Origin of the sequence: Streptomyces sp. NPDC126503, assembly GCF_040302405.1 — a bacterium.
GTDB classification, from domain to species: Bacteria; Actinomycetota; Actinomycetes; order Streptomycetales; family Streptomycetaceae; genus Streptomyces; species Streptomyces gulbargensis.
The window spans coordinates 86,400-112,651 of the sequence record NZ_JBEORS010000016.1 but is presented as its reverse complement, the minus strand read 5'-3'; the positions used below and the strand labels follow the sequence as shown (position 1 = coordinate 112,651).

At 73.8% G+C, this 26,252-nt stretch carries 18 protein-coding genes and 1 pseudogene; 15 read left to right on the top strand and 4 right to left on the bottom strand.

Translation table 11 applies throughout. The annotated features are described in order from the left end of the window. Positions 1–58 precede the first annotated feature (58 nt). The 8 genes and pseudogenes from ABTY40_RS21335 to ABTY40_RS21300 all read left to right on the top strand — a co-directional run bounded on the left by ABTY40_RS21335 (position 59) and on the right by ABTY40_RS21300 (position 10,900). Positions 59–460 (top strand): ATP-binding protein, encoded by a 402-nt coding sequence (locus tag ABTY40_RS21335; RefSeq protein ID WP_352060986.1) that lies wholly within the window; start codon positions 59–61, stop codon positions 458–460. Positions 461–604: 144 nt separating this feature from the next. Next, positions 605–1,243, top strand: a pseudogene (locus ABTY40_RS21330) (serine/threonine-protein kinase); the annotation flags it as partial. A gap of 712 nt (positions 1,244–1,955) precedes the next feature. Further along, a complete protein-coding gene (locus tag ABTY40_RS21325) occupies positions 1,956–2,102 on the top strand; it encodes a hypothetical protein (protein WP_352060985.1) in 147 nt (48 codons plus the stop codon). A gap of 219 nt (positions 2,103–2,321) precedes the next feature. Next, a complete protein-coding gene (locus ABTY40_RS21320) occupies positions 2,322–4,421 on the top strand; it encodes a phosphocholine-specific phospholipase C (protein ID WP_352060984.1) in 2,100 nt (699 codons plus the stop codon). 189 nt (positions 4,422–4,610) lie between these two features. Next, positions 4,611–6,854, top strand: coding sequence for an MMPL family transporter (locus ABTY40_RS21315; RefSeq protein WP_352060983.1), 2,244 nt, complete (start codon positions 4,611–4,613; stop codon positions 6,852–6,854). Next, positions 6,832–7,395 (top strand): GNAT family N-acetyltransferase, encoded by a 564-nt coding sequence (locus ABTY40_RS21310; protein ID WP_352060982.1) that lies wholly within the window; start codon positions 6,832–6,834, stop codon positions 7,393–7,395. The genes ABTY40_RS21315 and ABTY40_RS21310 overlap by 23 nt, the downstream gene beginning before the upstream one ends. 227 nt (positions 7,396–7,622) lie before the next feature. After that, positions 7,623–7,814, top strand: a complete 192-nt coding sequence (locus tag ABTY40_RS21305) for a hypothetical protein (RefSeq protein WP_352060981.1) — start codon at positions 7,623–7,625, stop codon at positions 7,812–7,814. A 5-nt stretch (positions 7,815–7,819) separates the two neighbouring features. After that, positions 7,820–10,900: a helix-turn-helix transcriptional regulator gene (locus ABTY40_RS21300; protein ID WP_352061014.1), complete on the top strand. Its 3,081-nt coding sequence runs from the start codon at positions 7,820–7,822 to the stop codon at positions 10,898–10,900. On the opposite strand, the gene ABTY40_RS21295 is transcribed toward ABTY40_RS21300, so the two are convergent. The 3 genes from ABTY40_RS21295 to ABTY40_RS21285 form a co-directional block, all read right to left on the bottom strand. Next, positions 10,784–11,032: a DUF6191 domain-containing protein gene (locus tag ABTY40_RS21295; protein ID WP_352060980.1), complete on the bottom strand. Its 249-nt coding sequence runs from the start codon at positions 11,030–11,032 to the stop codon at positions 10,784–10,786. The two genes, ABTY40_RS21300 and ABTY40_RS21295, sit on opposite strands and share 117 nt — an antisense overlap. A gap of 26 nt (positions 11,033–11,058) precedes the next feature. Continuing rightward, positions 11,059–12,216 (bottom strand): PQQ-dependent sugar dehydrogenase, encoded by a 1,158-nt coding sequence (locus tag ABTY40_RS21290; RefSeq protein WP_352060979.1) that lies wholly within the window; start codon positions 12,214–12,216, stop codon positions 11,059–11,061. A 94-nt stretch (positions 12,217–12,310) separates the two neighbouring features. After that, the gene (locus ABTY40_RS21285; protein WP_352060978.1) at positions 12,311–13,312 is read right to left on the bottom strand and encodes an aldo/keto reductase; all 1,002 of its coding nucleotides are present in this window, start codon (positions 13,310–13,312) and stop codon (positions 12,311–12,313) included. Positions 13,313–13,387: 75 nt separating this feature from the next. On the opposite strand from ABTY40_RS21285, the gene ABTY40_RS21280 reads away from it, so the two are divergent. The 6 genes from ABTY40_RS21280 to serA all read left to right on the top strand — a co-directional run bounded on the left by ABTY40_RS21280 (position 13,388) and on the right by serA (position 23,711). Continuing rightward, positions 13,388–14,350, top strand: a complete 963-nt coding sequence (locus ABTY40_RS21280) for a 2-hydroxyacid dehydrogenase (RefSeq protein WP_352060977.1) — start codon at positions 13,388–13,390, stop codon at positions 14,348–14,350. Between the two features lie 1,017 nt (positions 14,351–15,367). Further along, entirely contained in the window at positions 15,368–18,124 is a 2,757-nt protein-coding gene (locus ABTY40_RS21275; RefSeq protein WP_352060976.1) for a putative bifunctional diguanylate cyclase/phosphodiesterase, read from the top strand. A gap of 228 nt (positions 18,125–18,352) precedes the next feature. After that, complete coding sequence (locus ABTY40_RS21270) at positions 18,353–20,206, top strand: acetolactate synthase large subunit (protein WP_352060975.1); 1,854 nt, start codon at positions 18,353–18,355, stop codon at positions 20,204–20,206. Between the two features lie 32 nt (positions 20,207–20,238). After that, positions 20,239–20,766 carry an acetolactate synthase small subunit gene (gene ilvN / locus ABTY40_RS21265; protein ID WP_345285659.1) on the top strand — a complete coding sequence of 176 codons (528 nt, stop codon included), beginning with the start codon at positions 20,239–20,241 and terminating at the stop codon, positions 20,764–20,766. An 87-nt stretch (positions 20,767–20,853) separates the two neighbouring features. Beyond that, positions 20,854–21,855, top strand: a complete 1,002-nt coding sequence (ilvC, locus tag ABTY40_RS21260; protein ID WP_345285657.1) for a ketol-acid reductoisomerase — start codon at positions 20,854–20,856, stop codon at positions 21,853–21,855. Positions 21,856–22,121: 266 nt separating this feature from the next. Further along, complete coding sequence (gene serA, locus ABTY40_RS21255; protein ID WP_352060974.1) at positions 22,122–23,711, top strand: phosphoglycerate dehydrogenase; 1,590 nt, start codon at positions 22,122–22,124, stop codon at positions 23,709–23,711. A 150-nt stretch (positions 23,712–23,861) separates the two neighbouring features. Here the strand turns inward: serA and ABTY40_RS21250 are convergent, their stop codons facing one another. Further along, complete coding sequence (locus ABTY40_RS21250) at positions 23,862–25,127, bottom strand: PucR family transcriptional regulator (protein WP_352060973.1); 1,266 nt, start codon at positions 25,125–25,127, stop codon at positions 23,862–23,864. 194 nt (positions 25,128–25,321) lie between these two features. On the opposite strand from ABTY40_RS21250, the gene ABTY40_RS21245 reads away from it, so the two are divergent. Further along, positions 25,322–26,248, top strand: coding sequence for a proline dehydrogenase family protein (locus tag ABTY40_RS21245; protein ID WP_352060972.1), 927 nt, complete (start codon positions 25,322–25,324; stop codon positions 26,246–26,248). Positions 26,249–26,252: the final 4 nt, after the last annotated feature.

The window sequence follows — 26,252 nt, the reverse complement described above, 5'->3', positions numbered from 1 at the left end:
AATTTGTACGGCTTCGTGTCCTGGGGCGCGCGGGGCGCGAGGCGCCACTGTGATCGCCATGAGCGACCACATCCCCTCGTTCCGCGAGGCGTTCTACCGCCGTGAGCGCCGCTCCGTGCCCCTCGCCCGCGACTTCACCCGCAGGGCCCTGGCCGACTGGGGCCTGGACGCGCGCGCGGACGACGTACTGGTGTGCGTGAGCGAGCTCGCCACCAACGCCCTCCTGCACGGCGTCCCGCCCGGCCGTGGCTACCGCCTCCACCTCTACCTGGAGCTCCCCGGCGCCCTCCGCGTCGAGGTCCACGACAGCGGCGACGGCACCCCGCGCGTACGGGAGCCGTCCGGTGAGTCGGGGCGCGGTCTGCTCCTGGTGGACGCGCTGGCTGACCGGTGGGGGGTGGGGGAGCGCGATCCGGGCAAGATCGTCTGGTGCGAGTTCCGGATCACCGCAGACGCGTGACGGGGGCCGGAGCGGTCGGCCATACTGGCGCGCGCGGCATGCCGACGGGGGACGTGCGGCACGTGCGGTGGGGGAGTGGGCGGCGTGGAACTGCCGGAGCGCATCGGGGATTACACCGTGGAGCGCGAGCTGGGCGCGGGCGGCATGGGGACGGTGTATCTGGCGCGCTCCCGGGGCGGACGTGCCGTGGCCGTCAAGGTGGCCCGGCCCGAGCTCGCGGCCGATCCGCACTTCCGCGCCCGGTTCCGCGCGGAGGTCGAGGCCGCCCGCAAGGTCGGCGGGTTCCACACCGCGCCGGTGGTCGACGCCGATCCGGACGCGGCGGCGCCCTGGCTGGCGACCGCCTACATCGCGGGCCCGACGCTGTCGCGGCTGATCGCCGAAGAGGGTCCGATGGACGAGGCCCGGCTGCGGCTGCTCGGCGCGGCGCTGGCGGAGGCCCTGCACGCCATCCACGCCTGCGGCCTGATCCACCGGGACCTCAAGCCGGGCAACATCGTCATGGCCGACGACGGCCCCCGGGTGCTGGACTTCGGTATCGCCCGCGCCCTGGAGTCGACCCGGCTCACCTCGACCGGCGCGGCTTTCGGCACCCCCGGCTTCCTCGCCCCCGAGCAGGCTCAGGGGCTCGAAGTCGGCGGCGCCGCCGATGTGTTCGCGTTGGGCGCGGTGCTGGTCGCGGCGGCGGGCGGGGAGGCGTTCGGGCAGGGGACGCCGATGATGCTGATGTACCGGGCGGTGCACGAGCCGGCGGACCTCTCCGCCGTACCGGAGGGCATCCGCCCGGTGGTCGCCGCCTGCCTGGCCAAGGCCCCGGCGGACAGGCCGACGCCCGGCAGGCTCCTGGACCTGTTCGCCCCGGTCGCCGCGCCGGAGCCGGAGCGCGTCACAGCGCCGGAGCCGGGGTCCGTCGCCGGGCCCGGGCCGGCGCGGGAAGCGGCCGCGTACACGCCGACCCTGCCCACTCCGGCCGAGGAGGACGTGGACGCGTCCCGTGCCGCGACCGTCACCGCCTCCCCGTCCGCCGAGCCCCCGCGTACCGACTCCCCTCCCGCGAGGAGGCGCACCGGACGACTCGTGACCGCTGTGACGGGGGCCCTCATCGGGCTGGGCGGCGGGGTGTACTGGGTCTACTCGCTGGCGGTCGCGAACGCGGACGCGAGCTTCCCCAAGGCCGTGTACGAGCTCACGACGCCCCACATGATCGTGGGGGATGCGTACGTGCGCGACGACGAGTACCCCCGCGATCCGGCTCCGCAACCGGACAGCAGGTCCCAGAGGGACGTGACGCACTTCTCCGCGGACTACGCCGGCACGGACAAGGCCGCGTTCCAGAAGGTGGAGGTGTACGGCTCCTCCGGCCGGTACAAGAACCCGGAGGGGCGTCGGGACAGCCTGATCCGGGCCATGACGGTGACGGGCAGAGAGAACGTCGTCGAGCCGGCCAGGGAGATCCGCGTCCCCGGCACGGACGTCGCCATCGCCTGGCACGACGGTGGACAGCCGGACCGTCTGCGGCTGGGGGGACGACAACACCACCGTCGCGGTCGCCTTCACCCCGACCGCCCCCCTCGAAGAGGCGGCGGCCGAAACCGGCAAGATCCGCGACGCCGTGCGCCAACCGATCGCCTCCCCGTCCTGACGGGCGCGCGCTCCGGCAAGACCGATGTGCGAGTCGTCCACGGCTCGTCGCCCCGCGGCCGCGTGGCCGAAAACCGCTTGGACTCGCCACCCCGCCTCTTGGACGTTCATCACCGGGACGTCACCGGGTCTTCTCGCCGTCATCCACCCTCACTACCGTCCCCGGCGAACCATCCAATGGCTCGAAGGCGAACCATTGGCCGTCGACTGGAGGTCGGTCGTGTCACCCGAGATGTCCCGCAGAAGGCTCCTCGCACTGGGCGGAGGCGCCCTCGGCGCCGCCACGGCAGGTTCGCTGCTTCCGCCGTCGCTTCAGGCCGCGATGGCCGCGGGGCCGCCCGCGGGCGGTCTGGCGTCCGTTCGGCACGTGGTGATCCTCATGCAGGAGAACCGTTCCTTCGACCACTACTTCGGCACCCTCCGCGGCGTCCGCGGCTTCGGCGACCGCAACGCGATCGAGCTGCCCTCCGGCTCCTCCGTCTTCGAGCAGCCCGCCGGGGCCGGCCGCACCGTGCTCCCCTTCCCGGTCCGGGGGGCCGCCGAGACGCAGAAGAAGGACCTCCAGTACATCGGCGACCTCGACCACTCCTGGAGCGGCGGCGCCAAGGCCTGGCGCGGCGGGTGGATGGACGGCTGGGTGTCGGCCAAGACCGCCGCCACCATGGCGTACTACGACCGGCGGGACATCCCGCTGCACTACGAGCTCGCCGACACCTTCACCGTCTGCGACGCCTACCACTCCTCCGTCCACACCTCGACGAGCCCGAACCGCAACCACCTCTGGTCCGGCTGGACCGGGTACGAGGCCGACGGCAGCCGGGCCGTCACCAACGCCGCGTACGCCGAGGGCACGCACCCCGGCTACGGCTGGTCCACCTACGCGGAGCGCCTGGAGGCCGCCGGGCGCAGCTGGAAGACGTACACCGAGTGGGAGAACTTCACCGACAACAACATCGAGTTCTTCACCCGCTTCAAGGAGATCGCCCGCAAGGCGCTCGCGCGGACCGGCGGGCACACCTTCATGGAGTCGTTCTACGCGGCCGTCCGCGGCACCCGGGACGCCGCCGGGCGCACCCGGCTGCTCGCCCTCCTGGAGGAAGGGGTCGCCACCCTCACCCCGGCCGAGCGGTCCCTCTTCGAGCGGGGGCTCCGCCGCGTCGAGACCGGCACCCTCGCCGACGCCTTCCGCGCCGACGTCGCCGCCGGCACCCTCCCCGAGGTCTCCTACCTCGTCCCCTCCGCGATCGACTCCGAGCACCCCGGTTCCTCCTCGCCGATCGCCTCCGCCACCCTCGTGTACAAGGTGCTCGACGCCCTCGGTTCGCACCCGGAGGTCTGGCGCCACACCGTCCTGCTGATCAACTACGACGAGAACGACGGCTTCTTCGACCACGTGCCGCCGCCGGTGCCGGGCGCCGACGACCCCGCCGGGGAGGCCGAGCGCTGGAAGGGCCTGCCCGTCGGCCTCGGCATCCGGGTGCCGCTGCTCGTCGTCTCGCCCTGGTCCATCGGCGGCTACGTCTGCTCCGAGACCTTCGACCACACCTCGGTGATCCGCTTCCTGGAACGCCTCACCGGCGTCGGGGAGCCCAACATCACCCCTTGGCGCCGGGGCGTCACCGGCGACCTCACCTCCGCCTTCGACTTCCGCCGGCCGCGCCGGCAGCCGCCCGTCGAGCGGCCCGGGCCGGTCCCGCCGTTCACCGGCCGCTGGCGTCCCCAGCCGCCGGCCGTCCAGTCGATGCCCGCGCAGGAGCCCGGCGTCCGGCCCGCCCGCCCCCTGCCGTACCAGCCGGACGCCTCCGCCGGCGTGGTGGACGGCGTGGTGCGGATCGCGCTCAGCAACCGGGGAAAGGCGAGCGCCCACTTCACCCTCTACCCGTACGCGGGCGAGTTCGCCGTCCCGCAGCACCGCGACGTCCGGGGGACGGGGGAGTGGCGGGTCCCCGTGCCGGGTGACCGCTACCGCTTCACGATCACCGGGCCCAACGGCTTCCGCCGCGAGTTCGAGGGCCCGGCCGCGGGCGGCGCCGAGCTGACCAGCCGCGTCGACCACCACGACCGCGACCTCCACCTCACCCTCCGCGCCACCGGGGACGCGCCGGCCACCTTCACGGTCCGGCCGCTCGGATACGTGGACGAGGCCGACCTCGCCGACTGGACCCGCACGGTCACGGTCAAGCCGGGGCGGACCCGTACCGTCGTGCACTCCGCCGCCGACGCGCACGGCTGGTACGACCTGGAGGTCACCGGCCCGGACGGCTTCCGCCGCCGGCTCATGGGCCACATCGAGAACGGCCGGGCGAGCGTCTCCGGCTGAGCCGTGCCCACGGGTGAGCGGGCGGAGGGCCGGGCCCGGAGTCCGGCCTTCCGCCCACCTGTGTGAGGATCGACACGAAAGGGGCAAATGATCTCCCCGGGCTGCCAGAGTTGGCCCCACACAGGTCATGCGTTCTTCTCCACGGGCCGTTCCCGCTGAAGATCACGAACCACCCAGGGAGCACGTCCTTTGGCAGCCATCGCCCGGTGGTGCATCCGGCACCGCCTCGTCGCCGTTCTCCTGTGGCTCTTCGTTCTTGCCGGGGCCGGGACGGCGGCCGCCTTCGCGGGCAGTGCCTACTCCCACGACTACGAGGTCCCCGGCACCGAGTCGGGCCGGGCGACCGCCCTGCTGGAACGGGGTTTCCAGGGCCTCGGCGGCGACACCGACACCATCGTCTGGCACACCGACCGGGGCAGCGTCCGCGCCGACGCCGTCGCCCAGCACGTGTCCGGCATGCTCGACCGCGTCGCCGCGCTCCCCGGCGTCGCGGAGGTGACCTCCCCCTACGGGCCCGACGCGGGCCCCGGCCGGATCAGCGAGGACGGGCGCACCGCGTACGCCACCGTCACCTTCCACGCCCAGGCCGACGACATCCCCGCCGCCCAGGCCCAGGCCCTCGTCTCCACGGCACAGGCCGCCCGCGCCGACGGGCTCCAGGTCGAACTCGGCGGCAGCGCCGTGGCCCTCACCGAAGCCCCCGGGGGGCACATCGCCGAAGCCGTCGGCGTCGCCGTCGCGGCCGTCGTCCTGCTCCTCGCCTTCGGCTCCCTCGCCGCCGCCGCGCTGCCCATCGCCACCGCCCTCGTCAGCGTCGGCATCGCCGCCTCCGGCATCGCGCTCCTCGGCCACGTCATGACCGTCGCCGACTTCGCCCCCATGCTCGGCATGCTCGTCGGCCTCGGCGTCGGCATCGACTACGCCCTCTTCATCGTCACCCGGCACCGCAGGGGCCTCAAACGCGGTCTGTCCGTGGCGGAGGCCGCCGAGACCGCCGTCGCCACCACCGGCCGCGCCGTCGTCTTCGCCGGGGCCACCGTCTGCATCGCCCTGCTCGGCATGCTGATCCTGCGGCTCGGTTTCCTCGACGGCGTCGCCCTCGCGGCCTCCCTGACCGTCGCCCTCACCGTCGCCGCCTCCGTCACCCTGCTCCCCGCCCTCCTCTCCTTCACCGGCATGCGCGCCCTCTCCCGGCGCGAGCGGCGCGCCCTCGACGAGCACGGTCCGCAGCCCGAACTCCCGACCGGCTTCGCCGCCCGCTGGTCCGCCTTCGTCGAGCGCCACCCCAAGGTCCTCGGCGCCGTCGCCCTGGCCGTCATGGGCGTCCTCGCGCTGCCCACCCTCTCGCTCCACCTCGGCACCTCCGACCAGGGCAACAACCCCGCCGCCTCCACCACACGCAAGGCGTACGACCTGCTCGCCGAAGGCTTCGGGCCGGGCGTCAACGGGCCGCTCACCCTCGTCGCCGGTCTCGACGGCGCCGACGACCGGGTCGCCCTCGACCAGCTCCCCGCCGCCCTCACCGCCACCCGGGGGGTCGCGTCGGTCTCCCCGGTCACGTACAACGGCCCCGGCGACACCGCCGTCCTCACCGTGGTCCCCGACTCCCCGCCGCAGTCGCAGGCCACCAGCGACCTGGTCGACCGGCTCCGCCAGGACGTGCTCCCCACGGCCGGGGCCGGCACCTCCCTGGAGGTGCACGTCGGCGGCCTCACCGCCTCCTACGACGACTTCGCCGAGCTCATCGTCGGCAAGCTGCCCCTCTTCGTCGGCGCCGTCGTCGCCCTCGGCTGCCTCCTCCTCCTGCTGGCCTTCCGCTCGATCGGCATCCCGCTCAAGGCCGCCGCCATGAACGTGGCCGCCGTCGCCGCCGCCTTCGGCATCGTCGTCGCGATCTTCCAGTGGGGCTGGGGGAGCGAGGCCCTGGGCCTCGGCAGCGCCGGGCCGATCGAACCGTTCCTGCCCGTGATCATGGTCAGTGTCCTGTTCGGCCTCTCCATGGACTACCAGGTCTTCCTGGTCAGCCGGATGTACGAGGAGTGGCTGGAGACCGGTGACAACCGGCGGGCGGTCCGGGTCGGCCTCGCCGAGACCAGCCGGGTGATCAACTCCGCCGCGGTCATCATGATCGCGGTCTTCCTCGCCTTCGTCCTCTCCGGGGACCGGGTGATCGCCATGTTCGGCATCGCGCTCGCGGCGGCCGTCGCCCTCGACGCCTTCGTCCTGCGGACCCTGCTCGTCCCGGCGCTCATGCACCTGCTCGGCGGCGCCAACTGGTGGCTGCCCCGCGGGCTCGACCGCGTCCTGCCCCGGATCAGCATCGAACCTCCCGAGTGCCGGGCCGCCGGCGGCGCGCGTGCGAAGATCGCCACGCAGCGCACGACGGTCCCGACGACGGAGGAGAAAGACGATGTTCGCGATATCGCTGGGTGACGACGGCGCCGAACTCAGGCCGCTGGAGCCCTGGCAGGCCGAGGAGTTCCTCGCCCACGTGGACCGGGGCCGCGAGTTCGTCGGACGGCACATCGTCCTCCCCGACGTGGTGCACGACCTCGACTCCGCCCGCGCCTTCCTCCGCTCGTACGCCGAGAAGGCCGCCGCCGACACCGGACGGATCTACGGCATCTGGGCCGACGGCACCCTCGTCGGAGGCGTCCTCTTCCGCACCATGGACGTCGCGGGCGGCACCGCCGAGGCCGGCTGCTGGCTGGAGCCCTCCGCCGCCGGCCGGGGCCTCGTCACCCGGGCCTGCCGGGTCATCATCGACTGGGCCGTGGAGCAGCGCGGCATCCACCGCGTCGAGTGGCTCGCCTCCGCCGAGAACGGCGCCAGCATCGCCGTCGCCCGCCGCCTCGGCATGACCAAGGAGGGCGTCCTGCGCGAGAAGTACCCGCACCGCGGCACCCGCGCCGACACCGAGGTCTGGGCCGTCCTCGCCCCCGAATGGCGCGCCGCGCGGACGGCGGGGGCCTGAGCCCGGAGGCGTACGGGCAGCCGCGGCGGGCGTACGGGCGCACCCGTGCGGGTCCGCTCCCCGGTCCTGAGGCCCCCGGGTCCGCCGTCTAAGGCACCCCCCGGCTCCGCCTAAGGCCCCCCGTGCCCGCCGGATGCGGCACTCTCCCGATGTGCCGGTGCCCCCTGGGACAGGAGAGTGGTGGCGTCGCCCCGAGCGACACCACCACCGGAACCAGGGAGCACCCGATGTACGCCTACGAACTGCACCGCACCCGGCACGCCGAGCTCGTCCGGGAAGCCGCCGCCCAGCGGCTCGCCCACGAGGCCGCCGCCGCCACGCGCGGGGGCCGGCGCCTCTTCGGCCGGCGGCCCGGAGGCCACGGGCCCGGAGGGCGGGTGAGCGACGGCGACCGTGCCCGCTTCACCCGGGCCGCGTGACCCGTATGAGGGAGGAAGCGGGCGGCTGTGCGATGCTCGGCGCCGTGGAGACCAGGTCCGTCAGCCCCGTCTTCGTCGGCCGCGCCGGCGAACTCACCGCCCTCACCGAGGCGCTGTCCCGCGCGACCGCGGGAGAGCCCCAGGCGCTGCTCGTCGCCGGCGAGGCGGGCGTCGGCAAGACCCGCCTCATCGAGGAGTTCCTCGGCACGGCCCGCGACCGCGGCGCGGTCGTCGCCGTCGGCGGCTGCGTCGAACTCGGCGCCGACGGCCTCCCCTTCGCCCCCTTCTCCACCGCCCTGCGCGCGCTCCGCCGCCGGCTCCCCGACGAACTCACCGCCGCCGCCGACGGCCAGGAGGGCGAACTCGCCCGGCTGCTCCCCGAACTCGGCGACCCCGGCGGCCACGAACCCTCCGACGAGGACTCCACCGCCCGCCTCTTCGAGCTGACCGTACGGCTCCTGGAACGGCTCGCCACCGACCGCACCCTGGTGCTCGTCCTGGAGGACCTCCACTGGGCCGACGCCTCCACCCGGCACCTGCTCACCTACCTCCTGCGCACCCTCCACCGCGGCCGTGTCGTCGTCGTCGCCAGCTACCGCGCCGACGACATCCACCGCCGCCACCCGCTGCGCCCCCTCCTCGCCGAACTCGACCGGCTCCGCACCCTCCGCCGCATCGAACTCGCCCGTTTCACCCGCGCCGAGGTGCACCGCCAGCTCACCGGCATCCTCGCCGCCGAACCCGACCCCGCCCTCGTCGACGAGGTCTACGACCGCTCCGACGGCAACGCCTTCTTCGTCGAGGAACTCGTCGTCTCCCACACGTCCGGCTGCGCCCCGGGACAGCTCAGCGACTCCCTGCGCGACCTCCTGCTCGTCCGGGTCGAGATGCTCCCCGAGGACGCCCAGCGGGTCGTCAGGATCGTCGCGGAGGGCGGCTCCACCGTCGAACACGGGCTGATCGCCGCCGTCGCCGGACTCACCGAGGACACGCTCATCGAGGCCCTGCGGGCCGCCGTCGGCGCCAACATCCTCCAGCCCGTCCCCGACGGCGACGGCTACCGCTTCCGCCACTCCCTCGTCCGCGAGGCCGTCAGCGACGACCTCCTGCCCGGGGAACGCTCCCGCCTCAACCGCCGCTACGCCGAAGCCCTGGAGGCCGACCCCGCGCTCGTCCGCGCCGACGAACGGGCCACCCGCCTCGCCACGTACTGGTACCACGCCCACGACCCCGCCAAGGCGCTCCCGGCCGTCCTCCGGGCCGCCGTCGAGACCCGCAAGCGCCACGCCTACGCCGAACAGCTCCGGCTCCTCGAACGCGCCATGGAACTCTGGGACGAGGTCCCCGGCGAGGTGCGCGCCTCCCTGCGGCCCGTGGACTGCGCCGACTCCTACCCGCCCCTCGCCCGCTGCGCGCAGGACCCCGACGCCCGCGACCCCGCGACCGCGCCCCTGCGCCACCTCGACCTGTTCGCGGAGGCCGCCGTCGCCGCCCGGCTCAGCGGGCAGCGCGAACGCGCCCTGAAGATCGGCCGGACCGCGCTGCGGCTCCTGGAGAGCGGGGAGGAGCACGACCCGCTGCGCGCCGCCTGGTTCTGGACCGAGCGGGCCCGCCTCCAGTCCAACCTCGGCCGGGGCGACGGCGCCGAGGAGATCGCCCGCGCCCAGCACCTCGTCAAGGGCCTGCCGCCGTCCGCCGTCCACGCCGTCGTCCTCGTCGCCGCCGCCGGCTGGGGCATGCTCCGCGCCCCCGGCCCCGAGGCCCTCGCCGCCGCCGAACGGGCCGTCGAGTACGCCCGGCTCGTCCGCGCCGAGGCCATCGAACTCAGCGCCCGCCTCACCCTCGGCACCATCCGGGTCGCGGCCGGCGACCGCGAGGCCGGACTCGCCGAGATGGAGGAGGTCCGGGCCCGCACCACCCGGCTCGGCCACTTCCAGGAGGCCGCCCGCGCCCACATCAACATCAGCTCCGCCCTGGAGGGCCTCGGCCGCTCACGCGAGGCCGTCGGCGTCGCCGACGCGGGCATCGAACTCGCCCGCTCGCGCGGCCTCGTGGACAGCGCCGCCTGGATCCGCGGCAACAAGGCCGAGTCCCTGTTCTCCCTCGGCCACTGGGACGAGGCCCGCACCGAGTCGGAGCTCCTCCTCTCCTCGGCCACCAGCTCCAAGCCCCGCGGCTCCGCCCTCCTCAGCCTCGCGCAGCTGGCCGCCGCCCGTGGCGAGGCCCCCACCGCCGCCGCCCGGCTCGCCGAGGCCCGCGCCGTCCTCGGCACCCGGGACCCCATCCCGCAGTACACCGTGCGGGTGGCCCAGGTCGCGATCGCCGTCGCCGCCGCCGAGGGACGCCTCGCGGACGTACGCGCCGAACTCGCCGCCGCGGCCGAGACGGGCTTCCCGCCCGGCAGCCACCACTACGGCTGGCCGCTCGTCCTCACCGCCGTCGTCGCCGAGGCCGACAGCCGGGGGCTGCCCGCCGCCGAGGAGGGCCGCGCGGAGGCGCTCGCCACCGTCCGCCGCTGCGTCCGGGCCCTCGCCACCCCCGCACCCGTCTGGGCGGCCCACGCGCAACGGGTCTCCGAGGAACTCGCCCGCGCCGAGGGCCGCGAGTCGGCCGCCCGCTGGGCCGAGGTCGTCGCCGCCTTCACCCCCCTCGAACGCCCCCACCAGCTCGCCCGCTCCCGCCACCGCCTCGCCGACGCCCTGCTCGCCGAGGGGGGACGCCGCGAGGAGGCCGCCGCCCTGCTGCGGGAGGCCCACGCCACCGCCGTGGCGCTCGGCGCCCGCCCGTTCCGCGAGGACATCGAACTCCTCGCGGCCCGGGCCCGCCTCACCCTGGTCACCGAGCAGCGGCCCGCGGCCCCGGCCGGGACCGGAGAGGACGCCTTCGGTCTCACCCCGCGCGAGCGGGAGGTCCTGCGCCTGGTCGCCGCCGGACGCACCAACCGCCAGATCGCCCAGGAACTCTTCATCTCACCCAAGACGGCCAGCGTCCACGTCTCCCACATCCTCGCCAAGCTCGGCGTCGGCGGCCGGGGCGAGGCGGCCGCCCTCGTCCACCGGCTCCACCTCATCGACGCCCGCCCCTGACACCCGTCTCGTCACCCGGCCCGAGGCCAGGTCCATCGGCCCGCGCGCCGGATCCGCGCCCTCCACGCCCTCCCGGGTCGGCGCCGGCCGCCGCTGCTCGTCCTCCGCGCGCTCGCGCCCCGGCGCGAACACTCCTGGCCGAACACGGCCACCACCCCTCAGCCGACCTCCAGGCGGAGGATCCTGTCGTCACCCGGCTCCGGCGTGCCGCGGGTGTCGGTCTCGCTGGTGACCAGCCACAGCCGGCCGTCACCCCCGGCGAGCACCGTCCGCAGCCGCCCGTACTCGCCCGACAGGAACGCCCGGGGCCCGCCCGCGGCTCCCGCCCCCGCCACCGGGACCCGCCACAGCCGCTCGCCCCGCAGCCCCGCCATCCAGACCGCGCCCCGCGCGAACGCGATCCCGCTCGGCGAGGCCTCCGCCGTCGGCCACTGGGCGACCGGGTCGGTGAACCCCGCCCGCCCGGCCCGCCCCTCCACCTCGGGCCAGCCGTAGTTCCGCCCCGCCTCGATCCGGTTCAGCTCGTCCCACGTGTTCTGCCCGAACTCCGCCGCCCACAGCCGGCCCGCGTCGTCCCAGGCCAGCCCCTGCACGTTGCGGTGCCCGTACGAATAGACCACCGAGCCCGGGAAGGGGTTGCCGGGCGCGGGCCTCCCCTCCGGCGTCATCCGCAGGATCTTCCCGCCCAGCGAGTCCCGGTCCTGGGCGAGCCCCGTCTCACCCGTCTCACCCGTCCCCGCGTACAGCATCCCGTCCGGGCCGAACGCGATCCGCCCGCCGTTGTGCACCACGCCCTTGGGAATCCCGGTCAGCACCGGCTCGGGCGCGCCGAGCCGGTCCCCGGCCCCGCCCCCGTACCGCATGCGCACGACGCGGTTGTCCGAGGCCGCCGTCAGGTACGCGTACACCCAGCCGTCCCGCACCGCGAGCCCCATGAGCCCGCCCTCACCGCCCGGTACGACCCCCGGCACCTCGCCGAGCACCGTCTTCGCGCCCGTCCGGGCGTCGACCCGCGTCACGGTCCGCTCGTCACGCGAGGAGACGAGCAGATCGCCGCCGGGCAGCGCGGCGAGCCCCCACGGCGACCTGAGCCCCTCCGTGAGCGTGCCCGCCACCGTCACCCGGCCGGAGGGCCCCGGCGAGGAGCCGGAGGGCGCGGGGGAGGAGCCGGTGGCGGTCGCGGAGGACGAGGCGGCCGGCGGGGACGGTGGCGGCGCCGTGCCCGTCCCCGTGCCCCCACCGCCCGAGGAGCAGCCCGCCACCAGCACGAGGACGGCGGCGCCCCAGAGGGCCTTCACAACAGCAGGACGGCTCATGGCGCGGTCCCCTTCGACGAGTCGGGCGGCATCCCTGCTCCCTTGATACACCGCTCGTCCCCGGCCGGTTCCCGATCTGCGGCGCGCGCCGCTCTCAGTCCCAGGACCCCCGGGGCGGCGGCAGCGCGTCGATCTCCGCCAGGTCCCGGGCCGTCAGCCGCAGCCCGGCCGCACGCGCGTTCTCCACCGCCCACCGCTCCCGCTTGGTCCCCGGCACCGGCACCACGTGCGGCCCCTGGCCCAGCACCCAGGCGAGGGCGACCTGCGCCGGTGTGACGCCCTCCCCGTGCCGCGCGGCCACCCGCCGCAGCCCGGCCACCAGCGGCTGGTTCGCCGCCATCATCTCGGCGGTGAACCGGGGGTGGCGGGCCCGCGGGTCGTCCGGCTCGAAGCCGCCGCCCGGCGTCAGCGTCCCGGTCAGGAACCCGCTCCCCAGCGGCATCGCCGCGAGAAAGCCGACGCCGCGCGCCCCGCACCACGGCAGCAGCCGCTCCAGCGCCTCCGGTGACCACACCGACAGCTCCGCCTCCACGGCCGCCACCGGGAAGACCTGCTGCACCCGCTCCAGCTGCCGGATCGTTCCCTCGTACGGATCCGCCGTCCCACCGCGCCGCGCCGGCCGCGCGCCGACCGCGCACAGGCCCAGGGCCCGCACCTTGCCCGCCGCCACCAGCTCGGCCATGGCGCCCCAGGTCTCCTCGACGGGCACTTCCGGATCCGCCCGGTGCAGCTGATAGAGGTCGATCACATCGGTCTGCAGCCGCCGCAGCGACGCGTCGCAGGCCCGGCGCACGTACCCCGGGCGGCCGTTGGCCACCACATGCTGGTCACCGACCAGCAGCCCGCACTTCGTCGACACGAAGACGTCCGCCCGCCGCTCCTTCAACACCCGCCCCACCAGCAGCTCGTTGGTGAACGGCCCGTACATGTCGGCGGTGTCGAGCAGGGACACCCCGGCGTCGAGCGCCGCGTGCACGGTCCGCAGCGAGCGGTCCCCCCGCTGCTGCGACCGGCTGTACCCCCAGCTCATCGGCATGCACCCCAGGCCGACCGCCCCCACGTCGAGCGCCGTCGCCCCGATAGTCCTGCGCTCCACCTGCCGGTACCCCTCCCTGTGCCGTCCCCCAAACTAACCAATGCGGCACGGGATTCTTCGCATAGCCTCCCGGTCATGACATGCGAACCGACCACCGCCGACGTGTGGCTTCCGATTCCCGCGGACGAGATCGACGGGCTCCCCGAGCCGGGAGCGTCGGGACTGAACTACCGTTTCTGGGACGGCGGACCCGACTTCCCGGCCGACCCGGCGCACTGCGCCTTCTACGTCGTCCCCTACATGAAGGGGTCGGAGATCGCCGTCCGGCCGCTGGCCGCGATGACCTCGCTCCGGGCGGTGCAGACGCTTTCCGCGGGCATCGACCACGTCACCCCCGGCCTCGGCTCGCTGCCGCCCGGTGTCTCCCTGTGCAACGCCAAGGGGGTCCACGAGGCCAGTACGGCCGAGCTCACCCTCGCCCTGATCCTCGCCTCCCTGCGCGGCATCCCCGGTTTCGTCCGCGGCCAGGACGCCGAGGAGTGGCGGGCCGGCTTCTACCCGGCGCTCGCCGACAGGTCGGTCCTCGTCGTGGGGTACGGGTCGATCGGCGCGGCCATCGAGGACCGGCTCGCACCGTTCGAATGCGCCCGGGTGGTGCGCGTCGCGCGCTCGGCGCGCACCACCGCGCGCGGGGCGGTGCACCCGTTCACGGAGCTGCCCGCGCTGCTCCCCGAGGCCGATGTGGTCGTGCTCTCCACTCCGCTCACGCCCGGGACCCGGCACCTCGTGGACGCGGACTTCCTCTCCCGGATGAAGGACGGCGCCCTGCTGGTCAACGTGGCCCGCGGCCCGGTGGTGGACACGTCCGCCCTGCTCAAGGAGGTCGAGACGGGGCGGATCACGGCCGCGCTCGACGTCACCGACCCCGAGCCGCTGCCGGCCGGACACCCCCTGTGGCACGCGCCGGGCGTCCTGATCAGCCCCCATGTGGGAGGTTCCACCTCGGCGTTCATGCCGCGCGCCAAGCGGCTGATCGCCGGGCAGCTGCGACGGTTCACGGCGGGGGAGGAGCTGGCGAACGTCCTGCTGACGACCTGAGGTCCGGCGCGGGTCCCCGTCCTGCCTGTTCGGGGCCGCGCCGGGACCGTGCGCGCCCCCGGCGCGCGCCCCTCACAAGCCCCCAGTCAGTCACGCAGAGTGCTCTTGCCCTGTCCCTGAGTGACGGTCTGGTGTATCGTCCCGGAAAGGGGGGACTGCGTCGAGTACGAGCTGACGCCGGGGAGTGACGTGACGGGACATCAGATTCCGAGGGGGGCGACGGGTGACGTACGGCCGAGGGACCGACGGTCCGGCGCGGCGACGCCGCAGGCTGCGACCCTTCCACCACGCGCTGCCGGGCTCGCGCACACCGTGCCGGACCAGCCCGCCTCCCACCCCGGGGAACACCTCCCCGGTCCGCCGCCCTTCGCCGCCGGCCTCACCACCGGCACCGCGGCTCCCGCTCTCCCGCCCCCCGGACCGGCCGCCGGCGCGGCCCCAGGGGCAGACCCCGGGCGGGCACCGGAGCCGGGCACGGAACGCGGCTCCGGGGCACGCGCCGCAGGGGCCCCGCCCGTCCTCGGGGCGGCGCCTGCCCCCGGCCCCGGCGCGGCCCTCGTGCCGGTGCCCGGGCCGGCCCTGCGGCCGCCGCCCGTCGGCGCCGTACCCGAACCGGACGCACCCCGCGATGCCGGCGGCCACGCTCCCGGCACCGGCACAGGCACCGGCACCTCACCCGGTCCCGACGCGCCGCCGCGGGCCGGCGGCCACGCGCCCGGTGGTGGTGAGGAGCCGCCCGTGTACCCGCATCACCGGTCCGGCCGCGGCGCACGGGTGCCGGGGGCCCCGGTGAGCGCGCCCGGGGCGCTCGTCGGGCGCGGGGCGGCCGGTGGTGACCACGGCCCGGGCCGCCCGGCGCACGGCGACGCGGGAACCGCCCCGCCGGACCACACGCACCTTCCCCGGGGCGGCCACGCGCGCCCCGGACGCCCCCACCCCGGGCCGCCGCCCGCGCACTCCCGGTCCGGCCCGTGGCGCCCCCTGCCGGGCGCGGGGCACCCGGAGCCGGGCCGCCCGGTGAGGGGCGGGCTCGTCGCCCAGGTCACCCTCGGTCTCGTGTGCGCCGCCTACACCACCGGCGCCGCACTCGGCTGGGGCTCCCGCCGACTCGCCTACTTCATGGGCGACTTCGGCCTGAGCGCCGCCGCGCTCGCCGCCGCCGTCTCCTGCTTCCTCTACGCCCGCGGCCACCGGGGCGGCTCCCGCCCCGCCTGGCTCCTCTTCGCCTTCTCCTCCCTCATGGCCGCCTCCGGCAACGCCGTCTGGGGGTGGTACGAGGTCGTCCTCGGCCAGGAGGTCCCCGAGTCCTCCGTCGCCGACCTCTTCTTCCTCCTCTTCGCCCCACCCGCCATCGTGGGCCTCCTCGTCCTCGCCAAGAAGCCCGTCACCCGGGCCGGCTGGGTCTGCCTCGGGCTCGACGCCTGGCTCATCGGCGGCTCGCTGCTGACCCTCTCCTGGAGCCTCGCCCTCGCGCACACGGCCCACTTCCAGGGCGAGTCGGTGGCGCAGGCCGCGCTGTCCCTGGCGTACCCGCTGCTCGACATCGCCCTCGTCAGCATGGTCCTGGCCCTGCACTTCCGCCGCTCGCAGGCCAACCGCTCGGCGACCAACACGGCCATCGCGGCCCTCGCCCTGACCGTCCTGTGCGACGCGATGTTCACCTCGCCCCTGCTCCGCGAGAACTACGCCTCCGGCCAGCTGCTCGACGCCGGCTGGTTCGCCGGCTCCCTGCTGCTCGCCTACGCCCCCTGGGGCGTGCGCCGCCTCCCGGACGGCGGGGCCGCCGCGCGCGGCCAGCGGCTCCAGAGCCGGCCCGTCGCGGGCTCGCTCGCCGCCCTGACGCCGTACCTCGCCGCCGCCGTCTGCACCCTCGGCATCCTGTACAACGTGGTCGAAGGACGCCGGGTGGACCGCGTCGTCGTCCTCACCGGCTGCACGGTCGTGCTCGCCCTCGTCGTACGGCAGGGCATCATGCTCCTCGACAACGTCGCCCTCACCCAGGAACTGGCCCACAAGGAGAACCACTTCCGGTCCCTCGTGCAGGGCTCCAGCGACGTCATCATGATCGCCGCCCCGAGCGGCGTCCTCCGGTACGTCAGCCCCGCCGCCTCCGGGGTGTACGGGCGGGACGCCGAGGAACTCATCGGCACCGAACTCGCCGCGCTGATCCACCCCGAGGACCTCGGCGGCGTCGTCCACGAGGTGCGGCGCTTCCTCGCCGCCTCCCCGGCGGAGGAGCCCACCACCCGGATCGAGTGCCGCTTCCGCTCCGGCCGCGGCGACTGGCTCAACGTCGAGTCCACCGTCAACCGCCACTCGGGCGGCCTGATCTTCAACAGCCGGGACGTCACCGAACGCGTGCGCCTCCAGGCCCAGTTGCAGCACAACGCCGAGCACGACCCGCTCACCGACCTGCCCAACCGGGCCCTGTTCACCCGGCGGGTCCGGCAGGCGCTCGGCGGCCGCCGCTCCTCCGACCCCGGCACCGCCGTCCTCTTCATCGACCTCGACGGCTTCAAGGCGGTCAACGACCGTCTCGGCCACCAGGCCGGGGACGACCTCCTCGTGCAGGCCGCCCGCCGCCTCCAGGAGTCCGTACGGGCCGGGGACACCGCCGCCCGCCTCGGCGGCGACGAGTTCGCCGCCCTCATCCTCGGCGACGGCACCCGCGACCGGGACGCCCGCGAGAGCCAGGTCCACGAGATCGCCGACCGGCTCCGGCTCACCCTCTCCCAGCCGTACCGCGTCGGCGGCGGCGACGAGGTGCGGGTCGCCGCCTCCATCGGCGTGGCCTTCGCCGAGCCCGGCCTGAGCGCCGGGGACCTCCTGCGCAACGCCGACCTCGCCATGTACCGCGCCAAGGCCGGCGGCAAGGACCGCGTGGAGCTGTACCGGCCGCACATGCAGGCCGAGGTCGTCCGCAGGTCCGAACTGGCCGCCCGGCTGCGCACCGCGCTCGACGACGGCGAGTTCGCGCTGCTCCACCAGCCGGTCGTGGACCTCGCCACCGGCCGGATCGCCGCCGTCAGCGCCCAGGCGCGCTGGCGCTCCTCCCAGGGCATCCTCTTCACGCCCGCCGAGTACCTCCGGGTCACCGACGACGGTGCGCGCACCGCCGAGCTCGGCCGCTGGCTCCTGGAGGAGGCCGTGGAGCAGGCCGCCGAGCGGGCGGGAATCGGCCACCGTACGCCCGTCTCCATCCGGCTCTCCGCGAGCCGCCTCCTCGACCGCTCGCTGCCCCTGGGATCCGTCGAGTCCCTGCTCACCCGGCACGGGCTGCCCTCCGGTTCGCTGATCATCGAACTGGGCGACAGCGACCCCGGCGTCCCGCTCGACGAGCTGGAACAGCGGCTCGTCACCCTGCGCCGCCTCGGCGTGCGGATCGCGCTCGACGGATTCGGCAGCGGACATGTGGCGATCAACGCCCTCCGGAGGCTTCCCGTCGACATACTGAAACTGGACCGGGGCCTCGTCGAGGGCGTGGTCGAGTCCGCCCGGCTGCGCAAGATCACCGGCGGTGTGCTCCGCATCGCCCGCGACCTCGGGCTGCAGACCGTCGCCGAGGGCGTCGACGCGCCGGAGCAGGTCCTGGCCCTGCGGGCCATGGGCTGCACCCACGCCCAGGGCACGGCCTTCGCGGGCCCGCTGGACGAGTACCGGCTGCGCCGGGCGCTCGTCCGGGGCGAGTACCCACTGCCCGGAACGGTCACGGTTCCTGTCGGAAACCGTCCCCCGATCCGCTCAAATAATGAGACGCCTGTCCCACCCACTTGACAGTGACGAGGGCTGAGCGGGAGGGTCAGTGCCATGCGCACCCGAATTCTCGTACTTGGACAGCGCGTCGGCTGAGGCAGGCCCGGACGTAGGCCCGCCTGAAACGCACCCGACGCGCTCCCCTCGCTTGCCTCCCGGCACGAGGGGTTTTTTGTTGCACCGGCTCACGCCGAAGTCGACGCGAAACCCCGCAAAACACCTCGCACAAACCCTCTGCTTCGAGAAGAGATGCTGATGACCGAGCAGGCCACCGGGCACCATCCGCAGCCGCGGCCCCGTAGCGGCGGCCAGACCGCCTCCACCGTCGAGCACGTCACGGGTGCGCAGTCCCTCATCCGTTCTCTCGAGGAAGTGGGCGCCGACACCGTCTTCGGCATCCCCGGCGGCGCGATCCTCCCGGCCTACGACCCGATGATGGACTCGCAGCGGGTGCGCCACATCCTGGTCCGCCACGAGCAGGGCGCCGGCCACGCGGCCACCGGTTACGCCCAGGCCACCGGCAAGGTCGGCGTCTGCATGGCGACCTCCGGCCCCGGCGCGACCAACCTGGTCACGCCCATCGCCGACGCCCACATGGACTCCGTCCCGCTGGTGGCGATCACCGGCCAGGTCGCCTCCAAGGCCATCGGCACGGACGCCTTCCAGGAGGCGGACATCTGCGGCATCACCATGCCGATCACCAAGCACAACTTCCTGGTCACCAAGGCCGAGGACATCCCGCGGACCATCGCCGAGGCCTTCCACATCGCCTCCACCGGCCGCCCCGGCCCGGTCCTGGTCGACATCGCCAAGGACGCCCTCCAGGCGAAGACCACGTTCAGCTGGCCGCCGCAGACCGACCTGCCCGGCTACCGCCCGGTGACCAAGCCGCACGCCAAGCAGATCCGCGAGGCCGCCAAGCTGATCACCGCTGCCAAGCGGCCCGTTCTGTACGTCGGCGGCGGCGTGATCAAGTCCGGCGCCACCACCGAGCTGAAGGTCCTCGCCGAGCTCACCGGCGCCCCCGTCACCACCACCCTGATGGCCCTCGGCGCCTTCCCCGACAGCCACCCGCTGCACGTCGGCATGCCGGGCATGCACGGCGCGGTCACGGCCGTCACCGCGCTCCAGAAGGCCGACCTGATCGTCGCCCTCGGCGCCCGCTTCGACGACCGCGTCACCGGCAAGCTCGACAGCTTCGCCCCGTACGCCAAGATCGTCCACGCGGACATCGACCCTGCCGAGATCGGCAAGAACCGCGCCGCCGACGTCCCGATCGTCGGTGACGCCCGCGAGGTCATCGCCGACCTGGTCCAGGCCGTCCAGGCCGAGTACAGCGAGGGCAACAAGGGCGACTACACCGCCTGGTGGAGCGACCTCAACCGCTGGCGCGAGACGTACCCGCTCGGCTACGACCTGCCGGAGGACGGCAGCCTCTCCCCGCAGCAGGTCATCCAGCGCATCGGCAAGCTCGCCCCCGAGGGCACGATCTTCGCCGCCGGCGTCGGCCAGCACCAGATGTGGGCCGCCCACTTCATCGACTACGAGCAGCCCGCCACCTGGCTCAACTCCGGCGGCGCCGGAACCATGGGCTACGCGGTCCCCGCCGCCATGGGCGCCAAGGCCGGCATGCCCGAGCGCACGGTCTGGGCGATCGACGGCGACGGCTGCTTCCAGATGACCAATCAGGAGCTCACCACCTGCGCCCTGAACAACATCCCGATCAAGGTCGCCATCATCAACAACGGCGCCCTCGGGATGGTCCGCCAGTGGCAGACCCTCTTCTACAACCAGCGTTACTCCAACACCGTCCTGCACTCCGGCCCCGAGGACGTCAACCCCGAGGCCAAGGGCACCCGCGTCCCGGACTTCGTCAAGCTGTCCGAGGCCATGGGCTGTGTCGCCCTGCGCTGCGAGGACCCCGCCGACCTGGACAAGGTCATCGAAGAGGCCAACGCCATCAACGACCGTCCGGTCGTGATCGACTTCATCGTCCACGAGGACGCCCAGGTCTGGCCGATGGTCGCCGCCGGCACCTCGAACGACGAGGTCATGGCCGCCCGGGGCGTCCGCCCCGACTTCGGCGACGGCGAAGACGACTGACCCCGGCAGAGCGAGAAGGAAGAGACCCACCCATGTCCACCAAGCACACGCTCTCCGTCCTCGTCGAGAACACGCCCGGCATCCTCGCCCGGATCGCCGCCCTGTTCTCCCGTCGCGGCTTCAACATCGACTCGCTCGCCGTCGGCGTCACCGAGCACCCCGACATCTCCCGCATCACCATCGTGGTCAATGTCGCGGACCTGCCGCTCGAGCAGGTGACCAAGCAGCTCAACAAGCTGGTCAACGTCCTGAAGATCGTCGAACTCGAGCCCAGCGCCGCGATCCAGCGCGAGCTCGTCCTGGTGAAGGTCCGCGCCGACAACGAGACCCGCTCCCAGATCGTCGAGATCGTCCAGCTGTTCCGCGCCAAGACCGTGGACGTCTCGCCCGAGGCGGTCACCATCGAGGCCACCGGTTCGAGTGACAAGCTCGACGCGATGCTGAAGATGCTGGAGCAGTTCGGCATCAAGGAGCTCGTGCAGTCCGGCACGATCGCCATAGGGCGGGGCGCCCGGTCCATCACGGACCGGTCCCTGCGGGCCCTCGACCGCAGCGCCTGACCGTTCCGCCTGACGAGACCCGAAGACTTCCCTTCCCCCTCCCGCCGTACGGTGGGACGCAACACCAGCACACCAAGGAGAATCCCAGTGGCCGAGCTGTTCTACGACGACGACGCCGACCTGTCCATCATCCAGGGCCGCAAGGTCGCGGTGATCGGTTACGGCAGCCAGGGCCACGCCCACGCGCTGTCGCTCCGTGACTCGGGTGTCGACGTCCGCGTCGGTCTGCACGAGGGCTCCAAGTCCAAGGCCAAGGCCGAGGAGCAGGGCCTGCGCGTGGTCACCCCGGCCGAGGCCGCCGCCGAGGCCGACCTGATCATGATCCTGATCCCGGACCCGATCCAGGCCCAGGTCTACGAGGAGTCGATCGCCCCGAACCTGAAGGACGGCGACGCCCTCTTCTTCGCCCACGGCTTCAACGTCCGCTTCGGCTTCATCAAGCCCCCGGCCGGCGTCGACGTCGCCCTGGTCGCCCCGAAGGGCCCGGGCCACCTGGTCCGCCGCCAGTACGAGGAGGGCCGCGGCGTCCCCGCGATCGCCGCCGTCGAGCAGGACGCCACCGGCAACGCCTTCGCGCTGGCCCTGTCGTACGCCAAGGCGATCGGCGGCACCCGCGCCGGCGTCATCAAGACGACCTTCACCGAGGAGACCGAGACCGACCTCTTCGGCGAGCAGGCCGTCCTCTGCGGTGGTGCCAGCGCCCTGGTGAAGGCCGGCTTCGAGACCCTCGTCGAGGCGGGCTACCAGCCCGAGATCGCGTACTTCGAGTGCCTGCACGAGCTGAAGCTCATCGTGGACCTCATGTACGAGGGCGGCCTGGAGAAGATGCGCTGGTCCGTCTCCGAGACCGCCGAGTGGGGCGACTACATCACCGGCCCGCGCGTCATCACCGACGCCACCAAGGCCGAGATGAAGAAGGTCCTCGCGGAGATCCAGGACGGCACCTTCGCCAAGAACTGGATGGACGAGTACCACGGCGGTCTGAAGAAGTACAACGAGTACAAGACCCAGGACGAGAAGCACCTCCTGGAGACCACCGGCAAGGAGCTGCGCAAGCTCATGAGCTGGGTGAACGACGAGGAGGCGTAAGCCTTCCGGGTGGGGGCCGGACACACCGTCCGGCCCCCACCCGCATGCTTGGACACCCCGTCCAACCACGGACGGGTGATCCTTCCACGGAGGCGTACGAGCGGCGCCGACGCACCACTACACTGCTCAACAAGATACGCGTCAGGCCCACAGCGTCGTGCGCTTTCACGCGGCAAGCCCCTCCACCGCCTGCGGCCGTCGGGACGGCCGTCACCCCCGGAGCGCCGGCGCGCACGGGAGGGATCCCCAGACCTGTGAGGACTCACGTGAGCTCGAAACCCGTCGTACTCATCGCTGAAGAGCTGTCGCCCGCCACCGTCGACGCGCTGGGCCCGGACTTCGAGATCCGGCACTGCAACGGTGCGGACCGCGCCGAGCTGCTGCCCGCCATCGCCGACGTGGACGCGATCCTGATCCGCTCCGCGACCAAGGTCGACGCCGAGGCCATCGCCGCCGCGAACAAGCTGCGCGTCGTCGCCCGCGCGGGCGTCGGTCTGGACAACGTCGACGTGTCCGCCGCCACCAAGGCCGGCGTGATGGTCGTGAACGCCCCGACCTCCAACATCGTCACCGCCGCCGAGCTCGCGTGCGGTCTGCTCGTCGCCACCGCGCGCAACATCCCGCAGGCCAACACCGCGCTGAAGAACGGCGAGTGGAAGCGCTCGAAGTACACCGGCGTCGAGCTGAGCGAGAAGACCCTCGGCGTCGTCGGCCTCGGCCGCATCGGCGTGCTGGTCGCCCAGCGCATGTCCGCGTTCGGCATGAAGATCGTCGCGTACGACCCCTACGTGCAGCCGGCCCGCGCCGCCCAGATGGGGGTGAAGCTGCTGGCCCTGGACGAGCTCCTGGAGGTCGCCGACTTCATCACCGTCCACCTGCCGAAGACCCCGGAGACCCTCGGTCTCATCGGTGACGAGGCACTGCGCAAGGTCAAGCCGTCCGTCCGCATCGTCAACGCCGCCCGCGGCGGGATCGTGGACGAGGCCGCGCTCTACTCGGCCATCAAGGAGGGCCGGGTCGCCGGCGCGGGCCTCGACGTGTACGCGAAGGAGCCCTGCACGGACTCCCCGCTGTTCGAGCTCGACCAGGTGGTCTGCACCCCGCACCTCGGCGCCTCCACCGACGAGGCCCAGGAGAAGGCCGGCATCGCCGTCGCCCGCTCGGTGCGCCTGGCGCTCGCGGGCGAGCTGGTCCCGGACGCGGTCAACGTCCAGGGCGGTGTCATCGCCGAGGACGTGAAGCCCGGGCTGCCGCTGGCCGAGAAGCTCGGCCGGATCTTCACCGCCCTCGCGGGCGAGGTCGCGGCCCGGCTCGACGTCGAGGTCTACGGCGAGATCACCCAGCACGACGTCAAGGTGCTCGAACTCTCCGCGCTCAAGGGCGTGTTCGAGGACGTGGTCGACGAGACCGTCTCGTACGTCAACGCCCCGCTGTTCGCGCAGGAGCGCGGCGTCGAGGTCCGTCTGACGACCAGCTCGGAGTCCCCCGACCACCGCAACATGGTCACCGTGCGCGGCACGCTCGCCGGCGGCGAGGAGGTCGCGGTCTCCGGCACCCTGGCCGGCCCCAAGCACCTCCAGAAGATCGTCGCGATCGGTGACTACGACGTCGACCTGGCGCTCGCCGACCACATGGCCGTGCTGCGCTACGAGGACCGCCCGGGTGTCGTCGGCACCGTCGGCCGCATCCTCGGCGAGGCCGGTCTCAACATCGCCGGCATGCAGGTCTCCCGTACGGAGGAGGGCGGCGAGGCGCTCGTCGTCCTCACCGTGGACGACACGGTCCCGGCGGCGGTGCTCTCCGAGATCGCCGCGGAGATCGGCGCCACCTCGGCCCGCTCGGTCAACCTGACCTGACCTCCGCCCGTCCCGTACCCGGTGGGCCGGACATCCCTCGTACCGAGGATGTCCGGCCGCCGGGTACGGCGCTGTCCGGGCCCGGACGCGTACGCCGTCCGCTCGGCGCGTGCCGGCGGTGACCGTGGGGGCCTGGTGGCGGACGGTCCGTCAGAGCCGCGCCGCCTTCAGTGCCATGTGCAGCAGCAGCCGGTCCTCGCCGGCGTCCAGGTCGAGGCCGGTGAGCTGTTCGACGCGGGAGAGGCGGTAGTAGAGGGTCTGGCGGTGGATGCCGAGGGCACTCGCCGTGCGGCCCGCCTGGCCCGCGTGGTCGAGGAACACCTCGGCGGTGCGGGCCAGTTCGGCGTGCGCCGGGGCGAGCAGGGTGCGGACCGCCGGGTCGGGCCCGGCCGCGGGGAGGGCGGTGAGCATCCGGTACGGGCCGATGGCGGCCCACTCCGCGAGCGGGCCCAGGTGCGGCTGGGCGGTCGCGGCGCGGGCGGCCGAGGCGGCCTCGCGCCAGGACACGTCGAGCTCCGAGAGCCCGCGCCGGGGCGGGGCGATGCCGGCGACGCCCCCGCCGGCCGTACCGCGCAGCCGTCCGGCCGCGGCCGTGGCGGGCGCCAGGTTGTCGGCGGACCGCAGCCGCACGAGCACGGCGAGCGCACGGGCCGCACCGCCCCCGGGCGCGGTGGTCCCCGGGGCGTACGGGCCGGCATCCCCGCCGTAGGGGCCGCCGCCGGTTCCGGTCGCCGCGCCCGGGGAGCGGGCACCCGTCGCACGCGGGCCCCGGGCCGGGCCCGCCGGGGGAGTCCACGGCACCGTGCACAGGGCGGCCGCGCCCGGCACCGTACGGGGGGACGGGGAGTCCTCGCCCGCCCAGGGGGCCACGCACAGCAGGGCGTGCAGACCCTCCGCGTCCGGGCCCAGCGCGGTCCGCAGGGCGCCGAGCGCCATGTCGTACTGCCAGCCGCGCTCCGCCGTCAGCGCGGCCCGCAGCTCGCGCGAGAGGTCGGCCCCGGCGCGCTCCTCGTCGGCGAGCAGCTCGCCGATCCGGGCGGCCACGTCCATCGCCGCGCTCAGCTGCGCGTGCGAGGGGCCGGGCTCGGCGTCGAGCAGCCAGACGTAGCCGAGGACGACCCCCCGGTGGCGTACGGGCAGACAGACGCGGCCCCGGAAGACACCCGCGTCCGGCGCGGCCGGGATGCGGACCGGGCCGGTCGCCCGGGTGATGCCGAAGCCCTCGAACCAGGCGCGGACGGCCGGGGTGGACTTCCGGGTCAGGATCGACCGGGTGCGGACGGGGTCCATGGCGCTGTCGTCGTCGCTGTCGTGGGCCCCGAAGGCGATCAGGCCGAAATCGCGGTTCTCCAGGGTCGCGGGGGCGCCCAGCAGCGCCGAGATCTCGTCCACCAGCTCCTGGTAATCGCCCTTCACGGGCCCATTCTCGCACCCGGCACGGCCTCTTTCAGACAGATGTCTGAGAGCCGGGCCACGGATGCGTGACAGGTGTAGATGGCGGACGATCGGAGCGATCCTTAGGTTTCACGGTGGTTACCCGTGCTGTTCCCGGTTCGTTCCCTTGATCCGGGTACGGCCCCGCTTCGATTTCCGCCCTCTGGAGGTGCCCCGTGCTGGGTCCCGTGATCCTCGCCGCGTCGCGCAGCGACAAGATGCGCCGTTTCGTGTCGGCCGCGCCCGGGACCAAGCAGGTCGTGGCACGCTTCATCGCCGGCGAGACGGTCGACGACGTCGTCCCGATCGTGCGGGACCTGAGCGAGCGCGGTCTGGAGGTCACCCTCGACGTCGTCGGTGAGGACATCACGGCCGTCGAGCAGTCCTACGCCGCCCGCGACGCCTACCTGGAGCTGATCGGCCGGCTGGGGGAGCTGGGCCTCGGCGAGCGCGCCGAGATGTCCGTCAAGCTGTCGATGTTCGGGCAGTCGCTGGAGAACGGCCACGAGCTGGCGCTCGCCAACGTCCGGCCGGTCGTCGAGGCCGCCGCGGAGATCGGCACCACCGTCACCCTGGACGCCGAGGACCACACCACCCTCGACTCGATGTTCGCCATCCACGAGGAGCTGCGGAAGGACTTCCCGCAGACCGGCTGCGTCATCCAGGCGTACCTCTTCCGCACCGAGGAGGACGCCCGGCGCCTGGCCGCGAACGGCTCCCGCGTGCGGATCGTGAAGGGCGCCTACAAGGAGCCCGCCTCCGTCGCCCTCCAGGACAAGGCGGAGATCGACAAGGCCTACGTGCGGATCATGAAGATCCTGATGGAGGGCGAGGGCTACCCGATGATCGGGTCCCACGACCCCCGCCTCGTCTCCATCGGCCAGGAGCTGGCCCGCCGCGCCGGGCGCAAGCCGGACGAGTACGAGTTCCAGATGCTGTACGGCATCCGGACCGAGGAGCAGAACCGGCTCGCCGCCGAGGGGCACCGCATGCGGGTCTACACCGCCTACGGCACCGACTGGTACGGATACTTCATGCGCCGCCTGGCGGAGAAGCCGGCCAACCTCCTCTTCTTCGTCCGCTCCATCCTCACCAAGGGCTGAGCCC

Coding starts and splice junctions, on each gene's coding strand:
- ABTY40_RS21335 (WP_352060986.1), top strand. CDS start 59: ATGAGCGACCACATCCCCTCGTTCCGCGAGGCGTTCTACCGCCGTGAG.
- ABTY40_RS21310 (WP_352060982.1), top strand. CDS start 6,832: ATGTTCGCGATATCGCTGGGTGACGACGGCGCCGAACTCAGGCCGCTG.
- ABTY40_RS21305 (WP_352060981.1), top strand. CDS start 7,623: ATGTACGCCTACGAACTGCACCGCACCCGGCACGCCGAGCTCGTCCGG.
- ABTY40_RS21300 (WP_352061014.1), top strand. CDS start 7,820: ATGAGGGAGGAAGCGGGCGGCTGTGCGATGCTCGGCGCCGTGGAGACC.
- ABTY40_RS21290 (WP_352060979.1), bottom strand. CDS start 12,216: ATGAGCCGTCCTGCTGTTGTGAAGGCCCTCTGGGGCGCCGCCGTCCTC.
- ABTY40_RS21280 (WP_352060977.1), top strand. CDS start 13,388: ATGACATGCGAACCGACCACCGCCGACGTGTGGCTTCCGATTCCCGCG.
- ABTY40_RS21270 (WP_352060975.1), top strand. CDS start 18,353: ATGCTGATGACCGAGCAGGCCACCGGGCACCATCCGCAGCCGCGGCCC.
- ilvN (WP_345285659.1), top strand. CDS start 20,239: ATGTCCACCAAGCACACGCTCTCCGTCCTCGTCGAGAACACGCCCGGC.